We start from the raw sequence: 12,446 nt of genomic DNA on the forward strand, positions 1-12,446 counted from the left end.
CAGGGAGGGAGTGCTGCTTCATGTCCGCGTTCGACGTGCAGAGCTTTATCGACCAGCGCAAGATCGGCCTGCCGCAATGTCTTGTGCTGCTGTTGACCACGCTGGCCATGTTCATCGACGGGTTCGATATCTTCATGGTCGGCAAGATCGCACCCGCCATCGCCGGTGATTTTGGCACGACACCCGCCAGCATGACCATCGTGTTCGTGCTGCAGCAGACCGGGCTGGCCATCGGCGCCTTCGTCATCAGCCCGCTGTCGGACTATTACGGCCGCAAGCGGATGCTGGTCATTGCCTTCATCATTTTCGGTCTGCTGACCATCATCACCGTCTTTTCCACCTCGCTGATGATGGTGGCCATCCTGCGCGGCCTGTCGGGCCTGTTCCTGGCCAGCGTGGTGCCCACCACCATGGCGCTGCTGGCGGAATTCACACCCAAGCGCTGGCGGTCGCTGTTTATCGCCATGGGCATCGCGGGATACAGCGCCGGCAGTGCCGCCGGGGCCGCCGTCGCCCTGCTGGTGCCGCATTATGGCTGGGAAAGCGGGTTCTGGCTGGGCGGGTTGATGCCGCTGGCCCTGGCGCCGGTGCTGGTGCTGTTCCTGCCGGAATCGCTGACCTATCGCGTGGGGCGTGACCCCAGCCACCCCGCCATCGCCCGCACCATCCGCTGGATGGACCGCAGCCTGCTCCTGACCGGGGAGGAACAGTTTGTCACAGCGGAAACCGGTGGGAAGAAGGTGAAGGCGCATGTCATCGACGTGTTCCGGGACGGGCGTGCCCGCACCAGCGCCATCCTGTTTGCCGCCTGCGTCCTGTCCATGGGCAATATCGCGCTGCTGGCAGCCTGGCTGCCCACCTTTTTCCAGGAAATGGGCGGCATTTCGATCCAGCGTTTCGCCATCGTGTCCATGACCGGCTTCATCGGCGGCATGGTCGGCACGGTGACCATTGGTTTCCTGATGGACCGGATCGGCGCCACCCGGCTGATCCCGCTTTATTATATCGGGATCGCGGCGACCCTGATCCTGATGGGCCATGTGCCATTCGGTACCGTGGGCTTCGTGCTGTTGCTGGTCTGCTGGAGCTTCTGCCAATCGGGTGGTCAGGCTGGGTTGAACATGCTGATGACCCAGATCTATCCGACCGCCCTGCGCAGCACGGGTGTGGGTTGGGCCGGCGGTGCCGGCCGCATTGGCGGCATCATCGCCCCGCTGTTTGGCGGCATGGCGCTGGCGTCATCCTTTACGCTGGAGATCACGCTGGCCATGATCGCCATACCGCCGGTCGCCGTGGCCCTGCTGGTGCTGCTGCTGAAGCCGATCCGGCGGGAGGGTGCGCCGGCCGGGAAGCCCGTCGCGGCGTGACGTGCCCGGATTGGCGGCAACTGCCCCGCAGGGGCCGCCAATCCGGATCATATTTTATTGATAAATCAATATTATCGACCACCCATCGATAGGCAAGGCGCGGAATTTCTGATCATCTGCGACAGGATCAGCCGGTCGAACATGGCAATTTCCATTTAAGAACCGGATGATAGACACCAGCAGATCGAAAGCCGGACCGATGATGAAATGGGTGGCGGGTGTGCGGCAGATCGCATACCATTGAAGGCAGCGTCAGCGCGCGGCCCTTAAAAAAATATACAACAAAATCAATTGATTGATTCAAATTATTCCCTCGGACCGTCTCATTGCCCCTCCCCGTGCGGCCCCCTGTCGGCGGAAATGGAAACAGGGGATCCTTTTTGGTCGATCATCCCTTGCCAACACCCACATCATTGAGCTATCAATGACATCATTGAAAAATCAACAAATGCGTGCGCCGCCATACCCAGGTCTGTCGGGCGCAACGCAGGGGGAGGAAATCCACATGAGGCACTCACCGGCGCACCGGCTGACCGGCGCCAGCATCCTGGCCGTCCTTGTCGCCCTGGCCAATCCCGCCGCAGCGCAAGACGCCACTGGTGCGGCGCACCAGACACTTGACTCGCTTGACGAGATCGTCGTTACCGGTACCCGTTTGCAGATGACGGGTTTTGCCGCCCCAACGCCCGTGACCGTCATGGGCGAGGTGGAGTTGCAGCGCCAGGGCGTGTCCAATGTCGCCGACCTGCTGAACACCTTGCCGTCCTTCCGCCCGCAATCGACCCCGGCAACCGTCGGCATCTTTTCCAGCAATGCCGGTGCCAATCTGGCCGATCTGCGTGGTTTGGGCGCACAGCGCACGCTGGTGCTGGTCAATGGCCGCCGCTTTGTTGCCAGCACCATCGCCGGCAGCGGCAATTCGCCATCGGGTTCCGTTGACCTGAACCTGATCCCCACCGTGCTGATTGAACGCAGCGAAGTGGTGACCGGTGGCGCGTCCGCCGCCTATGGTTCCGATGCGGTGGCCGGCGTCGTCAACCTCATCTTGAACACCAATCTGCAAGGCGTGCGCGGCAGCGTGCAGTATGGTCTGTCGCAGGAAGATGACAATCGCGAAGTCTATGCCACCCTGGCCGGCGGTACGGACTTTGCCGGTGGCCGTGGTCACATTGTGATCGGTGGTGAATATTCCAACAACAAGGGCATGGGCGACTGTTACAGCCGTGACTGGTGTGCCGAAAGTTACAACACGATTTCCAACCCCACCCCGCAGACCAATGGGCTGGCGCGCCAGATTCTGCTGCCCAATGCCCGCACGGCCACGGCCTCCTTCGGCGGTTTGATCACATCGGGTGTGCTGCGCGGTATCGAATTCCGGCCTGACGGCAGCTATTTCAACCATGATTATGGCACCTATTATGCCACCGGCCCCGCCTTCTCCAATGGCGGCCTGTTCCAGTCGGGTGGCAGTGCCGATCCGGTCAATGGTTTCTACAACAACTTCCCGCTGCTGGCGCCGGTTGAGCGCTATTCCGGCCTGGTCCATGCCAAGTATCAGGCCACGGACAGTATCGAACTGTTCATGGAGGCTTCCTATGGCCGCACGAACGCGGAAACCATCGGCGCATCGGCCCGCAATACCGGCAATATCACCATCCAGCGCGATAATGCCTTTCTGCCGGCGGCCCTGCGCGCGCAGTTGGCGGCGGCCGGTCAGAGCAGTTTTTCCTTCGGCCGCGTCTCCAATGATATCGGCCCGCCGGTGGCGGAGGTCGAGCGGGAGACCTATCGCCTTGTCACCGGCGCCAAGGGCGATCTCGGCGATGACTGGCAATGGGATGCCTATTACCAGTATGGCCGGACCAATTACGAACAGGAAACCCGCAACACCCAGATCACCGATAATTTCGCCCGCGCGGTGGATGCGGTGGATCAGGGTCTGTTCCAGAACGGTGTCGCCAATGGCAATATCGTCTGCCGGTCGACCCTGACCACGCCGACAAACCCGCTGGTGGCCGGGTGCAAGCCGCTGAACCTGTTCGGTGAAAACCGCTTCTCTCCCGAGGCTGTCGCCTATGCCTATGGTACGGCCGCGCAGAAGACGCACCTGATCCAGCAGGTGGCCTCGGCCAATATCTCCGGTACGATCGTGGAACTGCCCGCCGGGCCGATCTCCTTCGCCACCGGTGCCGAATACCGGGTGGAAAGTGTGGCCGGCAGCACCGATGCGGTCTCATCCGCCCTGCGTTTCATCACCAGTTCCGGCCAGTCCATCAGCGGCCCCGATATCAAGGTGAAGGAAGGCTATGCCGAACTGGGCGTGCCGCTGCTGAAATCGGTCCCGTTTGCTGAAAGCCTGTCGGTCAATGGCGGCGTGCGCCTGACCGACTATTCCACCAGCGGTTCGGTGTGGAGCTGGAAGGCCGGCCTGTCCTGGGAGCCTGCGGATTTCCTGCGGCTGCGCGGCACCCGGTCGCGCGATATCCGCGCGCCCAACTTCTTCGAACTCAACGCCCCCGCCAGCACCAGCTTCCAGTTCCTGACCGATCCCAACAGCGGTGGCAGCGCGCTCACCTCTGTTGCATTGAGCGGCAATACCAAGCTGCAGCCGGAAATCGCCAAGACCTGGACGGTGGGTGCGGTCGTCACCCCGGTGGATGATCTGCAATTCTCCGCCGATTATTTCGACATCAGCCTGGATGGCGCCATCACCACGCTGGGCGGTCAGGTCATCATCAATCGCTGTGCTGCCGGAGCCAAGGAACTCTGTTCCCTGATCACCCGCAATGCGGCCGGTGCCATCACCAGCGTCAACAATGCCAATCTGAACCTGAACACGCTGAAGACGCGCGGGGTGGATATCGAGGCCCACTACAAGCTGGCCCTGGGGGATGGCGACCTGACCCTGCGCGCGCTCGGCACCTATCTGTTCGATCTGGTCACCATTGATGCCACGGGCACCTCGGTGGACCGGGCCGGGATGAACGGAGCGCCCACCTCCCAGCCCTCCGGCCTGCCGACCTTCACCGGCACGCTCAGCGCCACCTATGCCCTGGGTGATTTCACCGGCACCCTGCAATCGCGCTACATCTCTCGCGGGGTCTATAATGCCACGTTGATTGGCCCGCATCAGTCCGGCTACAGCCCGACGCTGGCCAACAGCATCAGCGACAACCGGGTCGATGATTACTGGCTGTTCAACCTGAATGCCCAGTATGACCTGACCATCAATGACAGGAAGGTGCAGTTGTTCGGCATCGTGAACAACCTGTTCGACCGCGATCCGCCCAACGATCTGCCGTCCAGCTTCGGTGTGAACAACCCGGTTCTCTATGACAGCATCGGCCGCACCTTCAAGGCCGGCTTCCGCTTCTCCTTCTGATCCATCAGGGGAGGGCCCGCGCGGCCCTCCCGCTTTCAGGCAAGAAAGTAGGGTCGATATGACCTCTCCGGTAAAGCCGGCCGCCGATGATCCTCTGTTCGGACGTGGCTACCGCGCGACCTTGCTGGTGCTGATCCTGCTGGTGTCGGCCTTCGCCTATGTCGACCGGGTGATCATCCAGACATTGGCGGAGCCGATCAAAAAGGATCTGGGGCTGACCGATTTCCAGTTCGGCCTGCTGGGTGGTCTGGCCTTCGCCATTCTTTATTCCACGCTGGGCCTGCCCATCGCCCGGCTGGCCGAACGGCGTGACCGCGTCACCATCATTTCTGTTTCCGTCGCCGTGTTTTCGGTGATGAGCCTGCTCTGCGGCATGGCCACCAATATCTGGGCACTGTTCCTGTGCCGTATCGGTGTCGGCATCGGGGAGGCTGGGGTGCAGGCGCCCAGCACCTCGCTGATCGGCGACCATTTCCCGCCCCACCGACGGGGCTTTGCCCTGACCGTGATGCGGCTGGGCGCCCCGGTGGGGGCCTTGCTGGGCTCCGTTGTGGCGGCCTGGCTGGCGCAGGATCATGGCTGGCGCGTGGCCCTGATGCTGGTCTGCGCGCCGGGTCTGGTGGTGGCGCTGCTGTTTCGCCTGCTGCTGCGCGACCCGCCGCGCGGCCATAGCGACGGGCTGGCCGGGGGCAGTATCGCCGCATCCGGTCCCGGCACCACCCCGCCTCGGACGCGGGAGGTGTTCGCGCAGATGTTCCGCCGCCCGGCCTTTCGCCACATGCTGGCCGGACTGGCGCTGGCCAGCATGGCTTTGTTCGCGGGCGGCGCCTTCACCGCCCCCTTTTTCATGCGTGTGCATGAATTGCCGCTGACCACGACCGCCCTCTATGTGGCGATCATCAGCACCACGGCATCGACGGCGGGCATGAGCCTGGGGGGCTTCGGTATTGATTTCATCGCCAGGCGCGGCCGGCGCTGGTATGCGCTGCTGCCTTTCTGCGGTATCGCCATCAGTGTGCCGCTCTATCTGGCCGGTTACGGGCTGGATAATCATGTCGCGGCGGTGACCCTGATCACCCTCGCCGGCGTGTTCCTGTTCTTCCATTCGGTGCCCACGCTGGTCGCCTTCCAAAACATGGTGGCACCACAGCAGCGCACCACGGCGGCTTTCGTCTATTTCTTCGTCTCCACCATGGTGGGGGTGGGTTTCGGCCCGCCGCTGCTGGGCCTGCTCAGCGATCTGTTCGCCACTGCCTCCGGCATCACTGACGCAGCCGCTGCCTCGGCCATCGGGGTGCGCAGCGCGCTTCTGGCCAGCATCGGCCTCTATGCCTGGGCGGCGCTGCATTACGGGTTGGCCGCCCGCGCCATCGCGGCGGAAGAGCGCCCATGACCATCCGTCCTGACATTTTCCGTGCAAGGGGCCTATCATGAAATTTCCCAATACGCCCAACTTCACCGGTTTCTTCGCCCCCTCGGGCGTGGAGGCGGATGTTAATCACCTGCCCGTGCTGGACGGCGCCGTGCCCGCCGATCTGGATGGCAGCTTCTACCGGGTAGCGCCGGACCCGCAATTCCCACCGCTGGCCGGTGACGATATTTGGTTCAACGGCGACGGCATGGTGACGCGGTTCCGCTTCAAGGACGGCAATGTTGCCCTGCAGCAGCGCTGGGCCCGTACCGACAAGTTCACCCTGGAACGTCAGGCCGGCCGCGCCCTGTTCGGCGCCTACCGCAACCCGCTGACCGATGATGACAGCGTGCAGGGGGAGGTGCGCGGCACCGCCAACACCAATGTCATCGTTCATGCCGGCAAGCTGTTCGCCCTGAAGGAGGACAGCCCGCCCGTCATCATGGACCCGGAAACACTGGCGACGCTGGACCCGACCTATGATTTCGGCGGGGCCATGACATCGCAGACCTTCTCCGCCCATCCCAAGATCGACCCGCGCACGGGGGAGATGTTGAGCTTCGGCTATGCCGCCAAGGGCCTGTGTACCCGCGACATGGTCTATTACACGATCAGCGCCGACGGGAAGATCACGAACGAGGTCTGGTTCGAGATCCCCTATTACTGCATGATGCACGACTTCGGCTTTACCGAGAATTATGTCGTCTTCCATGTGGTGCCCATTGTCGGTTCCTGGGAACGGCTGAAGGCCGGCCTGCCGCATTTCGGCTTCGACCGGGGGCGGCCGGTGCATCTGGGCGTGCTGCCGCGCAATGGCGGGGCGGAAGATATCCGCTGGTTCTCCGCCCCCACCTGCTTTGCCAGCCACGTCATGAACGCGCATGAGGACGGCAGCAAGGTGCATTTCGATGTGCCGATGGCGAAGGGCAACATGTTCCCCTTCTTCCCCGATACCGAAGGGGCGCCGTTCCAGCCGCATGAGGCTGCCGCGACCATGACGCGCTGGACGGTGGATATGAGTGCCAACAGCGACGACATCCAGATGGCGCCGCTGGCCAATCTGGTCGGCGAGTTCCCCCGCATCGATGACCGGTTCGCCGGGGTGAAGAACCGCTATGGCTGGCAGCTTGTGCAGGACATGACCAAGCCCGTGGACCTGCCGGGCGGGCGCAGCGCGTCGGGCCTGATGATGAACACGCTGGGCCGCATCGACCTGGAAACGGGGGAGACCGATACTTATTGGGTCGGCTCCACCTCCTCCTTCCAGGAACCGGCCTTCATTCCGCGCCCCGGCTCCAATGCTGAAGGCGATGGCTACATCGTGGTGATCGAGAACCGGCTGGTGGAGCACGCCTCCCGCCTGTTGCTGTTCAACGCCCTTAATCTGGCGGCCGGTCCCATCGCCACCATCGGCCTGCCCTTCCGCATCCGTCAGGGACTGCATGGCAACTGGGCACCGGCCCAGACCATCACCAAAGCCTGACCTTCCCCCTTCGTGCGACCGAAAGGATCAATTTTGGTTGACCAGACTTCCACCGACTATCCCAAACTCGGCATGTATATTGATGGCGAATGGATCATGCGGGCCGACCGCACACACACCGTCATCAATCCCGCCAATGGGGAGACATTGGGCGAGCTGCCGCTGGCCGGTGCCGCCGATCTGGACCGGGCGCTGGCCGCCGCCGACCGTGGCTTCCGCACCTGGAGTAAGACATCCGTCGATGAACGGGCCCGCGTGCTGCGCGATGCTGCCCGCCTGCTGCGCGAACGGGCCGACCTGATCGCCCGCAACGCTACGCTGGAGGAAGGCAAGACCCTGGCCGAAACCCGGATCGAAACCATCGCCTGTGCCGGCCTGTTTGATTTTTATGCGGAGGAAGCGCGCCGGGTCTATGGCCGCGTGCTGGTGCGGCCGGCGGGCCAGCGGTCACTGGTGATGAAGGTGCCGGTGGGGCCGGTGGCGGCCTTCGCGCCCTGGAACTTCCCCATCCATAATCCCGGCCGCAAGCTGGGCGCGCCCATCGCCGCCGGCTGCTCCGTCATCCTGAAACCGGCGGAAGAGGCCCCGGCCTCGGCCATGGCCGTGGTGCAGGCGCTGATCGATGCGGGCTGCCCGTCCGATGTCGTGCAGCTTGTCTTCGGCGTGCCGGACGAGGTGTCGCGCCATCTGCTGGCCAGCCCGATCATCCGCAAGCTGAGCTTCACCGGATCAACGGTTGTCGGCAAGCATCTGATGCGGCTGTGCGCCGACACGATGAAGGTGACGACCCTGGAGCTGGGCGGCCACGCGCCCGTGATCATCTTCGATGATTGCGATTTCGACCGGACACTGGAGATGCTGGCCAACAGCAAGGTCCGCAATGCCGGACAGGTCTGCGTCTCCCCCACCCGGTTCTATATCCAGCAGGGCATTTATGACCGGTTCGTGGAAGCCTATGCCAAGCGCCTGTCGCAGATGAAGGTGGGCGACGGTCTGGCGCCCGACACCCAGATGGGGCCGATGGCCAACCCGCGCCGCCCGGCCGCCATCACCGACCTTGTGCAGGATGCCGTCCGCCATGGCGCCCGCATCCGCACGGGCGGCGAAGCGATTGAGGGCAACGGCTTCTTCTGGCAGCCGACGGTTTTGTCAGATGTCCCCAACAAGGCCCGCATCATGAATGAGGAGCCGTTTGGCCCCGTGGTGGTCGCCACCCCCTTCGCCACCCTGGATGAGGCGGTGGAGCAGGCCAACCGCCTGCCCTATGGCCTGGCGTCGTTCGCCTTCACGGAAAATGCGCGCCGGGCCAACCTGATCGGTGACGCCATCGAGGCGGGCATGGTGGCCATCAACACCACCGCACTGGCCGCCGCCGACGCGCCGTTTGGCGGGGTCAAGGAAAGCGGCCACGGGTCGGAGGATGGACCGGAGGGTCTTGCCGCCTGCCTTGTCACCAAGACCATCCATCAACATTGAAAAGAGGGAGGCGACCCATGACCATGCCAAAGACCGGCGGCGCACAAGGCTATCTGCGCATCGCAACCGAGGAAGCCTTCACCACGCCCGAGCTGATCGCGGCTTTCCGCGAAGAACTGGCGGCACCGGATGTCGATCCCGGCTTCCTCAGCCTGATCGGCTATTATCTGGATCATCCGGCCGAGCGGCCGCGCTTCGTCGCCAACGCCCTGATGGATCTGGGTGAACAGCGCATCGCGCATATGGATGAACGCGGCATCGATCGCCAGATCCTGGGCCTGACGGCACCGGGCACCAACGTCATCCGCAATGCCGACCGCGCCACCATGGTGGCGGAAACCGCCAATGACCGGCTGGCGGAGGCCATCGCCAAATATCCCACCCGCTTCAGCGGCATGGCCGCCTGTGCGCCCCAGAACCCCACGGCGGCGGCGCGGGAGGTGGAACGCGCCATCGGCAAACTGGGCCTGTCCGGCGTGCTGATCAACAGCCACATCCTGGGTGAATATCTGGACAATCCGAAATTCCATGAGGTGCTGGAAGCCATCGAGGCGATGGATGTCCCCCTCTATATCCACCCCAACACGCCGCCAGCATCCATGATCGGCCCGCTGCTGGAAGCGGGTCTGGATGGGGCGCTTTTCGGCTTCGGGGTGGAGACGGGGATGCACGCGCTGCGCCTGATCACGTCGGGCACGCTGGACCGCTTCCCCAAATTACAGATCATCATCGGCCATATGGGGGAGGCCCTGCCCTTCTGGCTCTACCGGCTGGATTTCATGCATGGTGCGGGCGTGCGCACCGGCCGCTATGAATGCATGAAGCCGCTGAAGAAGGGCAAGGTCTCCACCTACCTGCGGGAGCATTTCCACATCACCAATTCCGGCGTCGCCTGGGAGGAAGCCATCAAGTTCACCCAGAAGGTGATGGGCGTGGATCGCGTGCTGTACGCCATGGACTATCCCTATCAATGCCCAGTGGAAGAGGTCGCGGCGCTGGACGCGATGGACATGCCGTTGGAGGTGAAGCGGAAATTCTTCCAGACCAACGCGGAGACGCTGTTCAATATCCGTTGATGCCCTGTTTCAAGCGGTCCGGAACCTAGCGACGCGGCTGATCCGGACCGGCCCATGCCTTCAAAACCAACCAGACCCGGCTGATCCTGGCCGGGTTCGCCTATGTGCTGATGACGCAATTGCGGCTGATGGCGTTGCAAGCCACCGACCTGCCCCAAGGCCGCCCCCCATACCATCCGGCAGAAGCTGCTGAAAATCGGTGCCCGGGTGGTCACCTCGCTACGGCGGATCAGGGTTTCCATGCCCGACGCCTGCCCTGTCCAGCACATCTTCTTCACCGCATAGTATACTTACCACATTGATTTAATTGCAACATCCCATATCGAATCACTGCGGCTCCGGCAAGCTTGGTATGTTAACGGTCTCACTTAGCATTACAGTTGCGGTTAGATTTGTTCTCGTTTCTTCCCTTCAATGAGGTCTTGTCCGCAGGTCAGGATTTCTGTGATTTTCCTGCTTCAGGCGGGGTCATTTCCAACGCTCTGTTGCCCATATTTTGAACCGCAACTGTAATGTTAGGAGCCCAGTGACGGCGGCGGAAGTTCTCCATGACAAGGTAATCCCCTTCGTTGGATAAGCCGGAACCGCCGACAATCCCGGTTCGATTCAGACATCGGCAGACCTGTTCTGCCGATGTCGATGCCAGCAAGGCGCGCCGTTTGAATGGCGCGCCCGCTGACGTCACCGACGGTCTATTGCAGCGCCTTCAACAGGAACGCTGCCAGCACCACCATGCCGGCCCCGCCGATGCGGGTGGAGATCTGGGCAAAGGGCATCAGGCCCATACGGTTGGCGGCAGACAATATGGCAACATCGCCCGTGCCGCCCAGACCGGAATGGCAGCAGGTGACGATGGCGGCCTCCAGCTCATACATGCCAAGCCATTTGCCGACGAACCAGCCGGACATGACCATGCCCAGCACCGTTGACAGGCAGATAACGAAATAGGCGGGATGGAAGGCGGCCAGCAGGTCAATCCAGGGCACATACAGCGTGCCCAGCCCCACCAGCAGCGGGAAGGTCATGTTCGTCGTCATGAAACGATGCATCTGGTGGGCGCCGGTTTCCACCCGGCTGGGAATGACGCCGGAAATCTTCAGCAGGGCTGCCCCGATGATCATCAAAATGGGGCCGGGAACGCCCAGATCGGGCGAGAGGAAGGCACCCAGAATGAACATGCAGCAGGATAACAGCAGGCCTGCCCCCATCAGGGGAAGGTCGATCTTCTGATCGACGGCCATTTCGGCCAGAAGATCATTGTCTTCACCGCTGCGTACCAACAGCCCCTTGCCGGAATGTTGCGGCCTGATCTCCCCGATATGACGCAGCACCCCGGCGCTGACGATGGCGACCACATTGCCGATCAGCGCTGCGGGGATCAGCGTGGCGATCAGGGCGGGCTGGGCCTGGCCGGTAATCTCCGCATAGGCCAGCGACAGCGGCAGGATGCCTTCGCCAATCCCGCCGGCGATGATCGGCATGATGATGAAAAAGAACGTATATTTCACCTCATAGCCGAAGGCGAGACCGGCCAGGGAGCCGGCGATGATGGCGGCAGCCGTGCCCACGGCCAGCGGCACAAACATCTTGAGAAAGCCCTTGATCAGAACCCGCCGGTTCATCCCCAGCATCGATCCCGTGACCAGACAGGCGATATAGAGATAGAGGAAATTCGAGGTCTTCATCACGGCGGCAATCGCCTGATGCAGCGCTGGGTTCATGATCTGATAGGCCAGCAGTGCCGAGGGCACGAACAGGCAGAGAATGGCCGAGCCACCAATATGCTTCAGGACCGGCAGGCGGGAACCCAGTTCCCCCAGGGGCAGCCCCAGCAGCATGATGGCGGCAAAGCCGCCGATCATGTCGGCCGGCAACCGCCCGGCCGCCGATGCGCCAAGAACCACGATGGCAATGGCAAGATAAAGCGGCAGGGGCATCGGCCCCACCCGCCAGGATTTCCAGGCGGCAAGGCCCGTCGGTCGGGCTGCGCTGGCGGGGCCGCCGTTATGTTCTTTTCCGGCCATGTTTTCCTCCGATAACCAAATGCCGACACGGCGGATCGGCTGCTGATGGCTTGCTGGACGCACATGGCGTGCCAAGTCGGAGTTCGTCGGTAATGGACTGTTTTTATAGGATTTTTTAAAACCTGACGGCGTTTGTGTGCGTCTTTCCGACCGCTGGCCCTGATGGATGTTCGGCTATCCGAACGCAACAGGGGCGCCGGAAGGATGCTGCCCCCCGGCGCCCCTGG

7 protein-coding genes are annotated in these 12,446 nt (G+C 62.8%); 6 read left to right on the forward strand and 1 reads right to left on the reverse strand.

The annotated features are described in order from the left end of the window. Window positions 1-20 precede the first annotated feature (20 nt). The 6 genes from PCJ49_RS15000 (at window position 21) to PCJ49_RS15025 (ending at window position 10,195) form a co-directional block, all read left to right on the forward strand. On the forward strand, window positions 21-1,367 hold the full coding sequence (locus tag PCJ49_RS15000; protein ID WP_269911620.1) for an MFS transporter: 1,347 nt from the start codon (window positions 21-23) through the stop codon (window positions 1,365-1,367). Between the two features lie 505 nt (window positions 1,368-1,872). Then, window positions 1,873-4,749 carry a TonB-dependent receptor gene (locus PCJ49_RS15005; protein ID WP_269911621.1) on the forward strand — a complete coding sequence of 959 codons (2,877 nt, stop codon included), beginning with the start codon at window positions 1,873-1,875 and terminating at the stop codon, window positions 4,747-4,749. 58 nt (window positions 4,750-4,807) lie between these two features. Beyond that, window positions 4,808-6,142: an MFS transporter gene (locus PCJ49_RS15010; RefSeq protein WP_269911622.1), complete on the forward strand. Its 1,335-nt coding sequence runs from the start codon at window positions 4,808-4,810 to the stop codon at window positions 6,140-6,142. A gap of 37 nt (window positions 6,143-6,179) precedes the next feature. Further along, window positions 6,180-7,643, forward strand: coding sequence for a carotenoid oxygenase family protein (locus PCJ49_RS15015; RefSeq protein ID WP_269911623.1), 1,464 nt, complete (start codon window positions 6,180-6,182; stop codon window positions 7,641-7,643). A gap of 33 nt (window positions 7,644-7,676) precedes the next feature. Continuing rightward, window positions 7,677-9,119 (forward strand): NAD-dependent succinate-semialdehyde dehydrogenase, encoded by a 1,443-nt coding sequence (locus PCJ49_RS15020; protein ID WP_269911624.1) that lies wholly within the window; start codon window positions 7,677-7,679, stop codon window positions 9,117-9,119. 17 nt (window positions 9,120-9,136) lie between these two features. Continuing rightward, window positions 9,137-10,195, forward strand: a complete 1,059-nt coding sequence (locus PCJ49_RS15025) for an amidohydrolase family protein (RefSeq protein ID WP_269911625.1) — start codon at window positions 9,137-9,139, stop codon at window positions 10,193-10,195. Window positions 10,196-10,887: 692 nt separating this feature from the next. Here the strand turns inward: PCJ49_RS15025 and PCJ49_RS15030 are convergent. Then, window positions 10,888-12,219 carry a 2-hydroxycarboxylate transporter family protein gene (locus PCJ49_RS15030; RefSeq protein WP_269911626.1) on the reverse strand — a complete coding sequence of 444 codons (1,332 nt, stop codon included), beginning with the start codon at window positions 12,217-12,219 and terminating at the stop codon, window positions 10,888-10,890. Window positions 12,220-12,446 lie beyond the last annotated feature (227 nt).

The organism is Niveispirillum sp. BGYR6 (assembly GCF_027568365.1).
Taxonomy (GTDB): Bacteria; Pseudomonadota; Alphaproteobacteria; order Azospirillales; family Azospirillaceae; genus Niveispirillum.

What these genes read in the sequence shown, in the direction of transcription:
- PCJ49_RS15025 (WP_269911625.1), top strand. Translation starts at nt 9,137, where the DNA reads ATGACCATGCCAAAGACCGGCGGCGCACAAGGCTATCTGCGCATCGCA.
- PCJ49_RS15000 (WP_269911620.1), top strand. Translation starts at nt 21, where the DNA reads ATGTCCGCGTTCGACGTGCAGAGCTTTATCGACCAGCGCAAGATCGGC.
- PCJ49_RS15010 (WP_269911622.1), top strand. Translation starts at nt 4,808, where the DNA reads ATGACCTCTCCGGTAAAGCCGGCCGCCGATGATCCTCTGTTCGGACGT.
- PCJ49_RS15015 (WP_269911623.1), top strand. Translation starts at nt 6,180, where the DNA reads ATGAAATTTCCCAATACGCCCAACTTCACCGGTTTCTTCGCCCCCTCG.
- PCJ49_RS15005 (WP_269911621.1), top strand. Translation starts at nt 1,873, where the DNA reads ATGAGGCACTCACCGGCGCACCGGCTGACCGGCGCCAGCATCCTGGCC.
- PCJ49_RS15030 (WP_269911626.1), bottom strand. Translation starts at nt 12,219, where the DNA reads ATGGCCGGAAAAGAACATAACGGCGGCCCCGCCAGCGCAGCCCGACCG.